The sequence below is a fragment of the Vibrio sp. Vb0937 genome (assembly GCF_033338855.1).
Map to the genome: position 1 here is coordinate 109,724 of NZ_JAWOTK010000002.1, position 14,066 is coordinate 123,789.

The 14,066-nt window shown below is 41.9% G+C and carries 10 protein-coding genes and 2 tRNA genes; 6 read left to right on the forward strand and 6 right to left on the reverse strand.

Annotated elements, in window-relative coordinates; genetic code table 11:
- Positions 1-134 precede the first annotated feature (134 nt).
- From R7P67_RS04060 to R7P67_RS04075, 4 genes are all read right to left on the reverse strand, one after another.
- Positions 135-443, reverse strand: coding sequence for an AzlD family protein (locus tag R7P67_RS04060; RefSeq protein WP_017820198.1), 309 nt, complete (start codon positions 441-443; stop codon positions 135-137).
- Positions 440-1,171 carry an AzlC family ABC transporter permease gene (locus R7P67_RS04065; RefSeq protein WP_017820197.1) on the reverse strand — a complete coding sequence of 244 codons (732 nt, stop codon included), beginning with the start codon at positions 1,169-1,171 and terminating at the stop codon, positions 440-442. Before R7P67_RS04065 ends, R7P67_RS04060 begins: the two co-directional genes overlap by 4 nt.
- A 311-nt stretch (positions 1,172-1,482) precedes the next feature.
- Positions 1,483-2,712: an alanine racemase gene (gene alr / locus R7P67_RS04070; protein ID WP_025767730.1), complete on the reverse strand. Its 1,230-nt coding sequence runs from the start codon at positions 2,710-2,712 to the stop codon at positions 1,483-1,485.
- Positions 2,713-2,913: 201 nt separating this feature from the next.
- Positions 2,914-4,545, reverse strand: coding sequence for a methyl-accepting chemotaxis protein (locus R7P67_RS04075; RefSeq protein ID WP_262653063.1), 1,632 nt, complete (start codon positions 4,543-4,545; stop codon positions 2,914-2,916).
- A 550-nt stretch (positions 4,546-5,095) separates the two neighbouring features.
- On the opposite strand from R7P67_RS04075, the gene R7P67_RS04080 reads away from it, so the two are divergent.
- The 4 genes from R7P67_RS04080 to R7P67_RS04095 all read left to right on the forward strand — a co-directional run bounded on the left by R7P67_RS04080 (position 5,096) and on the right by R7P67_RS04095 (position 7,508).
- Positions 5,096-5,182: transfer RNA gene (locus R7P67_RS04080), tRNA-Leu, on the forward strand.
- Positions 5,183-5,218: 36 nt separating this feature from the next.
- Positions 5,219-5,292: transfer RNA gene (locus tag R7P67_RS04085), tRNA-Cys, on the forward strand.
- Between the two features lie 307 nt (positions 5,293-5,599).
- The gene (amyS, locus tag R7P67_RS04090) at positions 5,600-7,123 is read left to right on the forward strand and encodes an alpha-amylase (RefSeq protein WP_238975448.1); all 1,524 of its coding nucleotides are present in this window, start codon (positions 5,600-5,602) and stop codon (positions 7,121-7,123) included.
- A gap of 130 nt (positions 7,124-7,253) precedes the next feature.
- Positions 7,254-7,508 carry a hypothetical protein gene (locus R7P67_RS04095; protein WP_005375990.1) on the forward strand — a complete coding sequence of 85 codons (255 nt, stop codon included), beginning with the start codon at positions 7,254-7,256 and terminating at the stop codon, positions 7,506-7,508.
- 74 nt (positions 7,509-7,582) lie between these two features.
- Here R7P67_RS04095 and R7P67_RS04100 read toward each other — a convergent pair whose 3' ends face one another.
- Entirely contained in the window at positions 7,583-8,371 is a 789-nt protein-coding gene (locus R7P67_RS04100) for a lipase family protein (RefSeq protein ID WP_005375991.1), read from the reverse strand.
- Between the two features lie 69 nt (positions 8,372-8,440).
- The gene (locus R7P67_RS04105; RefSeq protein WP_250157862.1) at positions 8,441-9,376 is read right to left on the reverse strand and encodes a CHAD domain-containing protein; all 936 of its coding nucleotides are present in this window, start codon (positions 9,374-9,376) and stop codon (positions 8,441-8,443) included.
- Between the two features lie 422 nt (positions 9,377-9,798).
- Between R7P67_RS04105 and R7P67_RS04110 the strand changes: the two genes are divergently transcribed.
- Both R7P67_RS04110 and R7P67_RS04115 read left to right on the forward strand, forming a co-directional pair.
- Positions 9,799-10,587, forward strand: a complete 789-nt coding sequence (locus tag R7P67_RS04110) for a DsbA family protein (protein WP_182018499.1) — start codon at positions 9,799-9,801, stop codon at positions 10,585-10,587.
- Positions 10,588-11,374: 787 nt separating this feature from the next.
- Positions 11,375-14,062 (forward strand): Ig-like domain-containing protein, encoded by a 2,688-nt coding sequence (locus R7P67_RS04115; protein WP_213903768.1) that lies wholly within the window; start codon positions 11,375-11,377, stop codon positions 14,060-14,062.
- Positions 14,063-14,066: the final 4 nt, after the last annotated feature.

Consider the following 14,066-nt stretch of genomic DNA (forward strand, 5'->3'; position numbering starts at 1 on the left):
GTCTCACCATGATTAATAATCGTTGTTCATCGTTAAAATGATGAGCATAAGATAAGCCCTGATGACACTTGTGACATCAGGGCTTTGTGTTTTGGGTCTTTTATTGATGACTGGTATCGGCTTTGAAACAACGACTAAAGAGCACGTACTGCAGCGGCGGCGATGATGCCTGCTGCGATTGCGGGTAGAGGCTTTTTCACGATGAACATGACAACGGCAGTAGAAAACAGTGCTGCTCTAGCACCGTTATCACCCTCTACTGCTAGCGGAGCTAAAAGGGCAACCAATACGGAGCCTGACATCGCAGTAATGAAACGTTGAACCCGTTCGCTAATTGGAATGAATGACATAACATACACTCCGCCCCAGCGGGTTATGAGCGTGACTAACGCCATAGCGATAATGATAAGCAGTGTGCCACCTAAGGTTGTTTCGATGTTCATGCTTTCTTCTCCTTCCAACAAGCACCCAAGACTCCGCCAGTAATGGCGCCAACCACTACGTGGCTATTCTCTGGCAAATACCAATACGCCAACATAGAAGAGGCTGCTGCTATGGCCCAAATAGCAAAGATTCTTAAGTCTTTCGGCCCGGCCACCACCATAGACAGCAGGAAGCATCCCATAACCATATCGAGCCCTAGGCCCACCGGATCTTTGATTGCGCTACCAAAATAAATGCCGATCCAGGTGCCCACAATCCAAAAAGACCACATCGCTAAGCCGCCACCAACAAGCAAGCCAAAGCCTGGTTCTTTTCTACCAAATGCATTGAGTGCCATTGCCCAGTTAGCGTCTGATGCTACCAGCATTACACCGTAACGTTTTGTTGGTGGGAGTTGTCGTAACCATGGATAAAGTGTAGCTCCCATCAAGAGGTGACGAGCATTAATAGCAAATACAGTAATAAGAACTGGAATGAGAGGGACTTCTGCTCCCCACATTTCTAACGTGGCAAATTGTGAAGCACCGGCGAAGACCAGTGTGCTCATCAACATAGTGGGAAATACATCTAGTCCAGTCTGTACCGCAGCAACACCGAAAGCGAGGCCAAATATGACCACGAACATAGAGAGGGGTAAAAGTTGGGTGAAGCCGTTCCAGACGTCAAGCCGATTAAATTCGTGCAACTCAGTGGAGGAGCGTTGAAGATGTTGAGTATTTTCTGTCATAGAGATACCTAGCTAGCAGGCAAAGGGGCAGTGCCATACGAGTGTGTTTGTTATTCTTTTGTAAACTTCATGTTTAACATCAATTGGAGGGGCTTTCAAACTCTAAGTGCTATATAAAATTGAGCCATCCAAGCGGCTTTAAGAAACAGAGTGTAGAGAGTCGCGCTTGGTAGTGCTAAAGGAGAATAAAACAACAGAAATAGTAAGCTCTGTTTAATTGATAACATCACGAGCTAGTACAGATTAGTAAATAAGAAAGAAAGCGAGCACGAGGCTCGCTTTTTCGCTCTGTTACGAATAACTGAATAGGTTTATTTTACGTAGACACGAGGGTTCGCGCTTCCCCAAACCGTGTATAGTTCAGGGAAGATGACTTCTGCGTGTTTTTCCATCTCAGCAGCTGAAATCGTTTTGCCTTGTTGGGAGCCAAACAAAACAACTTCAGAACCAGGCTCAACATCTTTGATACCTGTAACATCTACCATAGTAGTGTTCATTGAAGCAACGCCCGCAACTTTTGCACGTTGGCCATTGATCAGAACTTCTGCCGTATTCCCCATTTTTCGTGGATAACCATCAGAGTAACCAACAGGAATGTTCGCCATTAAGCTTTCTTTGCTTGTTGTGTAGCTGCTGTCGTAACCGACTGTGCTATTTTTTGGCAGGTGGTGAACGGATGCCACGCGTGTTTTGAAAGACACGATAGAAGGGTACTCAGGGTTAGTTGGTAAGTCTCCGTATAAAACGCCACCAGGACGAACCATATCAAGCTGCGCCTCAGGAACATTAAGCGCGGTGTAAGAGTTTGCTACGTGCAGTAAAATGTTGTCGCGTTTTAGATTCGCTTCTTTAATCAGCCATGCAGAACTGTCTTTGAATGAAGCTAACTTTTGGCGCACGTCGTCTGCATTGTAGTTAGGGAAATGAGTCATGATACCAACAATATTTACGCCAGCTTGTTGAGCGATTTTTAGCGCTTCTTTCTTGCCTGCTTCTGTCGTCATATCAACACCATTACGTCCCATACCACCGTCGTTCAGAGCAAGGTGAACTTTGATTTCTTTACCAGCTTTCTCGGCTAGTTTAGACAGTGCTTTAGCTTGCTCTGCTGTGCCTATCAACTCTTCGACATTTAGGTTGATTGCGGCTTCAATCTCGCCAATATCCGCTGAGCGTACACGCATAAGTTGGCCTTTAAAGCCACTGTCGCGAACAGTTTGTGCTTCGGCGTTACTTGCAACGGCAACGCAAGGAATTTGTTGCTCGATAATAGTCGGCATCAGGCCTGCGATACCATTGCCGTATGCGTCGGCTTTCATCACGGCACAAATTTTCGTTTTGCCATCCATGTGCGATTTAAACTGCTCAATATTATCGCGGAACTGACCTAAGTTTATTTCTAGCCAAGCGTTAGCACCTTGAACTTGCTCTGCTTTTGCTGCTGTATTGCTAATTTGAAGAGGAGCAGCAGTAGCTTGCATTACAGGAACCGCGATTGCAGCAGCGATAGTCAGTGATAGTAAGGTTTTATTTAAGCGCATAAAGTCTCCGTACGCGTTTTTTGTATTGGTTATGTTATTGAGTACTTGGGGAAAGTACCTGACGAAGTAAAACGCTCCAAGTGGTGCTTTGGAGCGTTTATTAAGATAGTGATTTAATATATACCTAAATATACCTCAGTGATGACATTCAATTTAAGCAAATCGGGATTGATTTGATATCTACTAAGGTACCCACTGAGTTTAACTCAGTTTAAAGCGGCTCATTACATCTTTAAGAGAAATGGATAGCTGGCTTAGTTCGCGGCACGCCTGTGCGGTTTGCTCCGAGCCTTGCGAGACCTCTTGAGATGCTAAATGTATGTTTTCAATGCTGCGGTTAAGCTCTTCCGCAACAGAGTCTTGCTGGTTACAAGCCGTGGCGATTTGGGTACCCATGTCTGAGATGTCCGAAATCGAATGCTCAATGTCGCTCATCAGCTGTTTTGATTGAATGCCTTGTTCTGCACATTCTGAGATACTGGTTCTAGAAAGTTCAGTGGCTGATTTTGCGTCTTTTGCAAGTGATTGTAGCTGCTCAATGATCGAAGTGATTTCACTCGTTGAATCTTGCGTACGGCCAGCAAGAGTTCGAACTTCGTCTGCAACGACGGCAAAGCCACGACCAGACTCACCAGCACGCGCCGCTTCAATGGCTGCATTAAGTGCAAGTAGGTTGGTTTGATCGGCGATGTCGCGGATAACATCCACGATAACGTTAATTTTATTCGATTGCTGTTCAAGCTCTGCTACGGTATCGCCTGCAGCGCCAATTACATTTGAAACTTCTTGAATCGCGTCAACCATACCTTGGGTTTCACGAACACCGTGTTGTGTGCGGCGGTTTGCTTCGTTAGCTTGGTTCGCTGAGTCTTCAGTGTTACGAGCAACATCGGCTACGGCCGCTTTCATTTCTGTCATTGCTGTTGCGATGTGCGTAATTTGCAGCTGTTGATCTTTCATACCAGACGCAGAAATATCGGAGATTTGGTTCATCTCTTCGACAGCGCTGCTTAACTGAGTAACTGCAGCAATCACATTATCGATAACTTGGCGTAAGTCATCTTGCATCTTAGTGGTCGCGTCTGCCAGTTCACCAAGCTCATCATTGCCGATTGCTTTACGGTCAATGTTACTTGATAGATCACCTGTCGCGATGGCATTTGCTTGCTCAACAACAAGTTTAAGTGGGCCACAAATTAGCCGAGTCAGCACGTATGTCATGCCTACCATGATCAGTAGAATAATCACGTTACTTGCAATTGAAGAATTACTCAATCCATTTACAGAGGACAGGATATGAGTTTTGTTGCTGTCCATAGCTTCTTTAAGGAGACGGATTAGTTCGCCTAACTCTGAGTCAACCGCTTCGAAAGCAGACAAAGAGTTCGCCAAAATAGGGTGGGCCTTGCTTTTGTCGTTAGCTAGCATCGCTTCATTGTACTGGTCCATAGTATCCAAGTACTTTTTCCACTGACGCATAAGACGCTGGTAAGTTTGCTGCTCTTCGCCAGGCCAGATAGTTTCACCGTAAGCGTTGAGCTCTCTAGTGATCTTTTCGCGTTCTCTAATATTGTTAGAAATTTTAGTTTTGACTTGGTCTGCGTCTTCATAAGTGTACGCAGCAAATTGAGCTCGGCGCCAGCGAGACAAGTGGTCTCGAATCGAATCGACCCTTTCCATTGCAGGAAGCGTATCATCGGTATAGTTTAAAAGCTCAGATTTGATGCTTTTGAGCTCTGTAGATAAAAACACGCCAAATGCAATGTTGACGATGGCAATGAGTAAAAACGATAGCGATATCTTTTTCGCTATAGAAAGATTCTTGATAGACATTAGTGATATACCTTGTTTTTCTTATGTTGTGTCGCCAAAGTAAACCACATCCTTATATGTGATATATGTCCATTAAATTACTGCAACTCGTGTAACGTACCATTATTTATTGATATTTTCGATAATGAATTGAGCTTTGTTTGAAAATAAAAAAAGTCAATGATTTTATAAAGGTACGACCACATTCGATATAAAGTTATCGGTAACAAAATATGATGTTCTGTACGCAGTCGTGCCAAGAGTAGGGAATCAAATTGTTACAGATGTTACAGCGGTGAAAAGATCAGCGTTCATAACGTGATAGTCGCGTGTTTACCTCGAAGCAGTTACGGGCACTAGTATGCGTATGACTTAATAGACAATGAAAGGGAACGGGTGCTTATTGGTCTAATTGAATGCCAAATATACTAGGCAGATCGCTTTTTAAGCACTTAAATCAAAAAGATAAAATTTATTGTTGACCAGATAAATTAATCCGTTAAAGTACGCCTCGTTCTCACGGCAAAGGTCGCTGAGACAGATGGTGTCTAACCCATCGCATGATTGCGTTGCCCTGGTGGTGGAATTGGTAGACACAAGGGATTTAAAATCCCTCGGCGTTCGCGCTGTGCCGGTTCAAGTCCGGCCCGGGGCACCATCAAAATCTTTGGTGACAGAGATATAAAATCAGAAAGGCGCCTTGGCAGAGTGGCTATGCAGCGGATTGCAAATCCGTGGACCTCGGTTCGACTCCGGGAGGCGCCTCCACTATTTCGAAAGCCAGTCTTAAATGACTGGCTTTTTTCGTTTTTAGTCCGCCTTTTCGTAACCCTTCGCGCTTTCCTAAAGTCTCCCATGTTTTGATCACCATTCAATATTTTTAACGCGCTAATCATTGATTTTATAAATGTTAGACAACTCAATAATTGTATAGTGTGATTGGTGATAGTTTCTCTTCGATTGTAATCCGAACTTTTTGTATTACAGGCAGCAACCTAGCTAGCGTCATAGTTAGTATCGCTTGGTGCGTATATGCAGAAAGGAGGATTCTAGTCCTTAACGTGAGAGAAAAATAATGAAAACATTCAACCTTAAACCTACACTTTTACCCTTAACTTTGCTGCTCAGTTCGCCTGTAATGGCGGCACAAAATGGCACCATGATGCAGTACTTCCATTGGTATGTGCCAAATGACGGTGCACTCTGGACACAAGTTGAAAACAACGCGCCGGCACTATCGGACAACGGCTTCACCGCGTTATGGCTACCGCCCGCCTATAAAGGTGCTGGTGGCAGCAACGACGTCGGTTATGGCGTTTACGATATGTATGATTTGGGAGAGTTTGATCAAAAAGGTTCGGTGCGCACCAAGTATGGCACCAAAGATCAGTACCTAAGCGCCATCAATACTGCCCATAAAAACAATATCCAGATTTATGGCGATGTGGTGTTCAACCATCGCGGCGGTGCGGATGGTAAATCCTGGGTCGACACCAAGCGAGTCGATTGGAACAACCGAAATATTGAACTTGGTGATAAATGGATTGAAGCGTGGGTAGAGTTTGATTTCCCTGGGCGCAACGATAAGTACTCAAACTTTCATTGGACGTGGTACCACTTTGATGGCGTGGACTGGGACGATGCTGGCGAAGAAAAAGCTATCTTCAAATTCAAAGGTGAGGGTAAGGCATGGGATTGGGAAGTGAGCTCGGAAAAAGGCAACTACGATTACCTTATGTACGCTGATCTAGACATGGATCACCCTGAAGTTAAGAAAGAACTTAAAGACTGGGGTGAGTGGTATATCAACATGACTGGTGTTGATGGGTTTAGAATGGACGCGGTGAAGCACATCAAATATCAATACCTGCAAGAATGGATTGATCACCTACGTTGGAAAACAGGGAAAGAACTATTCACGGTCGGAGAGTACTGGAACTACGATGTGAATCAGCTGCATAACTTTATCACCAAAACCTCTGGCAGCATGTCCTTGTTTGATGCACCGTTACATATGAACTTTTATAATGCGTCTAAATCGGGTGGTAGCTACGATATGCGTCAAATCATGGATGGTACGCTGATGAAGGACAATCCAGTCAAAGCGGTTACCTTAGTAGAAAACCATGACACTCAGCCTTTGCAGGCGTTGGAATCAACCGTTGATTGGTGGTTCAAGCCGCTCGCTTACGCGTTTATCTTATTGCGTGAAGAAGGTTATCCATCCGTGTTTTATGCAGATTACTACGGCGCGCAGTACAGTGATAAAGGGCATGACATCAATATGGTCAAAGTGCCTTACATTAAAGAGCTAGTAACACTGCGTAAAGATTATGCCTATGGCAAACAACATTCTTATCTCGACCACTGGGACGTAATTGGTTGGACTCGAGAAGGTGATGCAAATCATCCACATTCAATGGCCGTGATCATGAGTGATGGACCTGGCGGCTCGAAGTGGATGTATACGGGTAAACCAAGTGCTCGCTACGTAGACAAGTTGGGTATCCGAACTGAAGACATTTGGACTGATGCGAATGGTTGGGCTGAGTTCCCAGTAAACGGCGGATCTGTCTCGGTTTGGGTTGGCGTTGAATAATCCATTCCTGTGATTTTGATACAGAGTAGGCAATTCTTAATAAAACTTTTCAATGAATCAATGTGTTATTTGATATTCATTCGACAAATGAGTAACTTATATTTGAGCATAATCTAGAGGAAGATAAAGAATGGAATCTATTGCTGATGTATTGGTTGTGGCTATTGTGTTCGGTGCCATATTTGGGGGCGGGATAATAAAGTTAATCTTGAACCATCGTAAAGAAGTAAGAGCGTTGGAGATATCTGAACGTAATACGATGAGCCGAGAAGAACAAGATAATCTTAACAAGCAAATTGGTGACTTGAAGCGACGTGTTGAAGTGTTAGAGCGAATTGTCACAGATAACAAATATCAACTTGAAAAAGAAATTGCCTCTCTGTAGATCACCACTTAATCGTAAAGCCGGCGAAGTCCGGCTTTTTCGTGTCTGTACGTCAGACCTTTCGGATGTTTAACTCAGCGTTCATCAAAAAAGTCTTTGTCGCGAATGTATTTACTCATAAAGTGATAAGAGAACGGTCGCATTAACCAACTAAATAAGGAGCGCCCAAGCCGTATGAGCGTTGGGGTGTTCTCGTATATTCTCCCGTTATATAACCATAGCATTTTGCCTACATGCCAATACAAAAAAGGTACGGGCGGCATAAAGGTCACGATGTCGATGTCGCAACAAATCCTGTATGTTTTGTGCCCCAAACGGTAGCGTTTCTTAAACGTCCAATCCCCGACAGCGGGCTGTCCGAAAGTGACCACGCGTTTAATGCTTTTTGGGTATTTTTTCTCAATATAGTCAGCAAAAACACTGCCAATCGCGCCACCTGAAGAGTGGCCAGTAATAGTGATTCTTTTCCCCCTGAGAATAAGTGGTACAACGATACCTTCGAGGCGTTCGATCACGGTCAACCCTAACCGATCTTCATTCCGGCTCGGTAAACTTTCTTGGAACAACAGATGATAGAAACCCGCGTGAATGCGATAGTTTAGTCCCAACCTTCGACAGCTTCTCGTCCACATCGCGAAGTTCAACAACCAATCACTGATACTGTGTGAGCCTTTAATCACTACGACCACTTCACTCTGTTTTTTACTCCAGAGCACGCGAATCATAATCTTACCGTGTTCATTTCTAATGACTCGTTGCCCATTAGGATCGAACCCGTATTGAGTTTGCCTGAAGACGCGAGGGTAGGCGAGATTACAAAGCACCGCATAGCGCTCGTATTGGTATCGTTTTAATGGTTTCACGTTAACTTTCTTAGTGGAGCCTAACGGTTGACTGTAATTAATGAATATTAAAAATACGTGAACCTTGATTTAGGGTCGGTAGAGATTCTGTGTATTGGTATCGTGAATGAAAGACTCAAACTGGCTTAAATGCGTCAAGATGGTTTGGCGAGAGAGTGCATGATGTTCGCTAAGCACGTTAATTAGCTTTTTCAAAGCCTTACGATCTTGTTTATCAAGATTTGCTGTTTCTTTGAGTTGTGCGAAAAATTCAATTTGACTTGAAGTGTCGTTAAGGTCACCGAGCTTGTCTTGCAATAGTTTTAGTTGTTTCACGTTGTTTTTGTGCTGTTGGGAAGGATAGAGCGTGGAAAATCCTTCTAACAAATAACGAAGCGCTTTGCACTTTATCCGCATCGAATGAATCACGCTGTCACGACTTTTGTCCGAGAGCTTGCGTCGTGCTTTATCAACTTTTTTAAATTGAACGGAGATTTTTTGGCTTGCGAAGAGTAACGCAGGTACGTTGCTATCCACTCGTTCGTGTTGCGTACTTCGCAGCAGACTATTCCTGACCAAAGTGCAGTGCGTTGTGTATTCTTCTGTAGCTAGCCAACGCGTAACTTTTGCCTGTTCGTAAGCACGTTCGGCTTCGATAAAGCCAAAAAGCTGCTCAAAAGACGATTTGTGATTTGGGAGCATTTCAATGTATTGGTTTTTGTCCAAGATAAATACGTCCAAATCACGCAGCTTATTTGTTTTCTTCATCATTATTTTTAAATGAGGTTTCAAAATACGCTGTTCAAAAGGAGGGAGCAGTTCGCGAAGTAGTAAGCATAGTGAGCGTATGCGCCTCAGTGTGACGCGATACTGGTGAGTATATTCAGGATCCAAGTCTTCGATGACTCCCAGCTCCAGAGAGCGTGCATAATCAAATTCACTAAGGAAGAAGTAGGGCACTACGAAGTCGAGTTCGGAGTCGGCATGTAAGGGTAAGTGAAATGATGGTTTCTTATGAATGGTCATGATTGTCCTCCAAAAAGCTTAAACTTAGTGTAGAGGCTGATTTTTTGTACGACTAATAGTGGCTTATATAAATTTGAGCTTAAAACAATAACTATTTATTAAATAACATTTATTCTCTCCATTCTAAATTATTTAAAATGGCGTCATAATCTTTGTGACTTCATTGACTTATAATTACTCTTTTACAATACTTTTTATCAACTCGAAAGAAATTGCTGTCTTATCGGAGTGTGAATGGTCATTTATAATTTATTAGTTTTTGAATTCGGTGGTACCTTGTAGCTTGTTGTTATCACTGATAGTTTCTATGTTAGATATTCATTTATAGGATTATTTCACCATTGACGCCTCAGCAAATCTTTTGATAGAGAAAAGTAAAGTTAAATCTTTATATTTGTTCTGTTTCATATTGAGGACGTGAGATGTTTATACAAACAGTAAGATTCATCATACCATTAGTGCTACTGCAATTTTTAACCGGTTGTCAGTCAGATGATAATGATAATCTAAAATTAGAAGTTGAGTTGTTAAAGGAAGAGATAAGTGAATTAACAAAAGAAATGGGGGAGATACAAAATGAAGTTAAAGAAATTAAAGACTTAGCATTTAATCCACCGAAAAAAGAACCTCCGACTTTGCCAAACCAACTTAACTTTTCCGAAGGTGGTACACTTCCAATTCTTGGGAATAAAGAAGCAAAAATTGCTATCGTTGAATTTTCTGACTTTCAATGTCCTTATTGTAAGCGATTTACGGATAATGCTTTTAAACAGATAAAGGAAAATTATATCGATAACGGAAAGGTGCAATATATTGCGCGAGATTTTCCTTTAAGTTTTCATGCCAAAGCCAAGGGGGCTGCGATCGCGGCTGCATGTAGTCTTAAGCAAAACTCCTATTGGACTATGCGAGAAATGCTGTTTAACAACGCTAAAGATTTAGGGGAGGAGTTCTATCAAAAAGCAGCGATAGACTTATCTTTAAACATTGAAGAGTTCAATAAATGTATGGAAGATCAATCTGTTGCTGACAAGATTGAGCAAGATATGACGCTAGGAAAATCCTTAGGTATTCGCGGCACACCAACTTTTTTAATTGGTCGGGTGGAAAATGATCAACTTGTAGAACCGCAAATCGTGGTAGGTGCACAGGGCTATGCGGTGTTTGAATCACTATTAGAGGGGTTATCAAATAGTGATAAAAAAGAATAATGATTTTCATATTGAATAAAAGGCAACTAATGTTAGTTGCCTTTTATTTTATCTAAACTAATTTGTTGATTTAGAGATTATCTCTCGATATTTGATATTAAGTGTCGAGATTTATAGCTGTTGTGGTGAATTGAAACGACATGCATATTTTTTTATTAAATCATCGATTATTAATAGTTGTTTTGTTTGTGTTAGTTTTTTGTTGTTTAAAATAAAGTTCTTATTTTTCATATGGTAATTTTTGAATTATATAAAAATATTAAATTGATATTAGTCTGGGCTCATATTAGTGGTGAGAGTTTACTTTTAAGATAAATCTTCTTATATATTCATGATTTGAATAATAATGTTTGATGTTGTGATGAAAATTAATTGTTTTTGGTTGAAATTTAATCGCCGTGTTTGTAGGATTTTACCGACAAAAACCAACCTATGCTTAAAGACTGAAGAAAAAGAGGTAAATTAATTGCATACGAATAAATGATTTATCTTGTGTGACTAACGCAAGTTTAACTTAAATAGTAAATAACTAATTTATGATTTTTATTTTGCTTTTTGATTGTTTAAAAGGCAATGCCTTTTATTGAATAATTATTAGATGTCTTTGGGTTTTAATTATAGCTTATTTTATTGATTTTAACGTTGATAAGCGTTTGAAATTAAATTAAATTTATGCGTTTAGGCTAGTTATTTTTTCGCTTACTAATCATCAATAGTTCGACATGGTTGCGGACTTATGCTGTGTGAAAAATTAGAACCAAAGATAAAACCACATAAGAAATTAAGTATGTTTAATACCCATTTTAATATTGTTACTTCCAATACATTTAAACTTTCAACAACGGCTCTTATCAGCCTCTTATCTCTGACATTCAACGCGACGGCGCAGTCACAAGACATCCCGCATGAGCATTTGATTCAACAAGAAAAATCGGTTTCACCTACTGCCAAGGAGAAGCGCCAGCAGGCTCAAGATAATACTAGCGTGCTAAAGCAGACGATGATTAATTATCATGGTGCATCGGCGAAAAACAAACATCACTATTTAGAGCAAATGATTTCTCTTGCTCACGATCGTCAAGTATTAATTTCCGAGTTGTTTCAGTCAGACCCTAGCACGGTAGCGCAGGTTGCTCTGACTGCAAAAGCTCGCAAAGGTATGCCTGAAAAAGTGCAAGCTTTGTTAGAGCAGGAGCAAACGTTAGAAGGCGAACTGGAGGTTTTCTATGAAGATTATGAAGATCACAGCAAGAGCCGTCTTCGATATGTACTGCAAACCTCTGAGGGCTCTGTTGAGGTTTATGGTTCTTCTAAATCACAAATCAACCCAATTCCATCTGGTGCTAAAGTTCGCGCTAGCGGTTGGAAGTTTGATGATCAAAACGCGTTAGTTTTGGAAGAGTCTCAGCAAGGTCTTCTTGTATTGGCTGATGGAGATACAGATGCCGCATCAACCAGTACTTCACCTTTCACTTTGTCCAATACTTTAGGTGAACAGTCGACACTAGTGATGTTAGTGAATTTTCTGGATGATGTACAAGAACCATGGACTGTTGAAGAAGTAACTGATCTAGTATTTGGCTCGGTGAATGATTTCTATAAAGAAAATTCAAATAATCAGACATGGTTTACTGGAGACGTTCTAGGCTATTACACGCTGCCTATGAACGCAGTATGTAATACTGCGCAAATTTATACTGCGGCTAAAGAAGCTGCTACAGCTGACAGCGTAGACATCGATACCTATGATCGAGTGGTTTTCGTTTTTCCTAAAATTGCTGATTGTGGGTGGACAGGAAAAGGTACAGTGGGTGGGACACCGTCGAGAACTTGGATCAATGGTTCTATGACACTAAGAACTGTAGCCCACGAACTTGGCCATAACCTTGGATTGCATCATGCGAAAAAGCTTGAATGTGGTGTTGAGGTGATTAGTGGTGATTGTTACACAGTTGAATACGGTGATAGTTTGGAGATCATGGGAGCTCCGGGCTTTACCGGACATTTCAGTGCTTTCAACAAAGACAGTCTAGGGTGGTTTTCTTCTGAGCCATCATCAATTGCAGGTAAAATTATTGAAGTAAATTCTGATGGTAGTTACATACTTGAGCCTTATGAGTCCGTTCCTGAGGGGGAAGCCAAAGCAATAAAGATTCAGCGAGGTGTGGACTCTTCAACAGGAAAGAAACTTTGGTACTACCTAGAGTATCGGCAGCCTAAAGGTTTTGACAGCTATCTTGCGAGTTATTCGGATCTTACGTCTGGTGTAACAATGCGCCTAAGTACAGAGTCCGATATGAACAGTAGCCAACTTATTGATTTAACCCCGGCTAGCCAAATAACTGACTGGAACGATTCTGCTTTGGCTGTTGGAAAAAGTTATACAGATATAGAGGCTGGGTTAACCATTACCACCGAGTGGGCCGACAATACCGGAGCAAGTGTCCATATCAGCTTTACGCAGCCAACATGCCATAAAAATGCTCCCACTGTTGCCGTTTCTCCTAACCAAAATACCATAGCGGAGTCGGGGAGCACGCTCGGTTATAGTGTTACAGTCACTAATAATGACGCAGAAGGTTGCGATACCTCAGAGTTTGACGTTGAAGCTTCGGTACCAAGTGGGTGGAGTGCCACCTCATCTAAGCTAAGTTTAGCGCCAGGAGACAGTGAGAGTGTGGTCATTGATGTGACTTCTGACTTAACGGCGACGGATGGTAGTTACTCGATGCTATTTAGCGTAATAAACAGTATTGATACTGATTACTACACAAATACAGAAGCAAATTTTGTTATCAAAACGCCAGTGGACGTCTGTTCACGTGGAACGCCTTTGTTGGTGTTATCTGCAAATCAAACGGGGGAGTTTGAACCGGGCAGTACTGCTAGTTACACAGCAACTCTGACCAACCAAGATAGTGCAACTTGTGATTCGAGTACATTTACCCTATCAGCGAGTGTACCAAGTGGGTGGACTGCTAATAGCGGTGGTATTACTTTGAGCCCTAGTGAAACTCAATCATTCACAATGAATGTTACGTCAAGCGCAGAAGCAACAGATGGAACATACGATATCGCCATTAACGCTCAGCATTCAGCAGATACGAGCCTGAATATTAGCAAAAAGGTGAGCTTCGGAATCTCAGTTCCAGTCCAGGTGAATAGCGCACCAGTTGCCCAGACAGATCGAGTGGAAGTAAGTTCAAAAGACTCAGTAAGTATTAATGTGCTCGCAAATGATAGCGATCCTGAAGGGGATGAACTAACGATAACATCTGTAACTCAGGGTTCGAAAGGAGCGGTACGAATGACGTCAGATGGTCAGTTAATATATACGCCAGCTAAGAACTTTAAAGGAAGTGATAGTTTCAGTTATACCATCAGTGATGGCGATCTTACTGCGTCAGCGCTAGTGTATATTAGTATGGCGAGCACTTCAGGCTCTAATACCAATAAAGGAAAGGGTAGAAAATAATTTT

Excerpts from the sequence above, each read along its gene's own strand:
- R7P67_RS04060 (WP_017820198.1), bottom strand. The coding sequence starts at position 443 with ATGAACATCGAAACAACCTTAGGTGGCACACTGCTTATCATTATCGCT.
- R7P67_RS04065 (WP_017820197.1), bottom strand. The coding sequence starts at position 1,171 with ATGACAGAAAATACTCAACATCTTCAACGCTCCTCCACTGAGTTGCAC.
- alr (WP_025767730.1), bottom strand. The coding sequence starts at position 2,712 with ATGCGCTTAAATAAAACCTTACTATCACTGACTATCGCTGCTGCAATC.
- R7P67_RS04075 (WP_262653063.1), bottom strand. The coding sequence starts at position 4,545 with ATGTCTATCAAGAATCTTTCTATAGCGAAAAAGATATCGCTATCGTTT.
- amyS (WP_238975448.1), top strand. The coding sequence starts at position 5,600 with ATGAAAACATTCAACCTTAAACCTACACTTTTACCCTTAACTTTGCTG.
- R7P67_RS04095 (WP_005375990.1), top strand. The coding sequence starts at position 7,254 with ATGGAATCTATTGCTGATGTATTGGTTGTGGCTATTGTGTTCGGTGCC.
- R7P67_RS04105 (WP_250157862.1), bottom strand. The coding sequence starts at position 9,376 with ATGACCATTCATAAGAAACCATCATTTCACTTACCCTTACATGCCGAC.
- R7P67_RS04110 (WP_182018499.1), top strand. The coding sequence starts at position 9,799 with ATGTTTATACAAACAGTAAGATTCATCATACCATTAGTGCTACTGCAA.
- R7P67_RS04115 (WP_213903768.1), top strand. The coding sequence starts at position 11,375 with ATGTTTAATACCCATTTTAATATTGTTACTTCCAATACATTTAAACTT.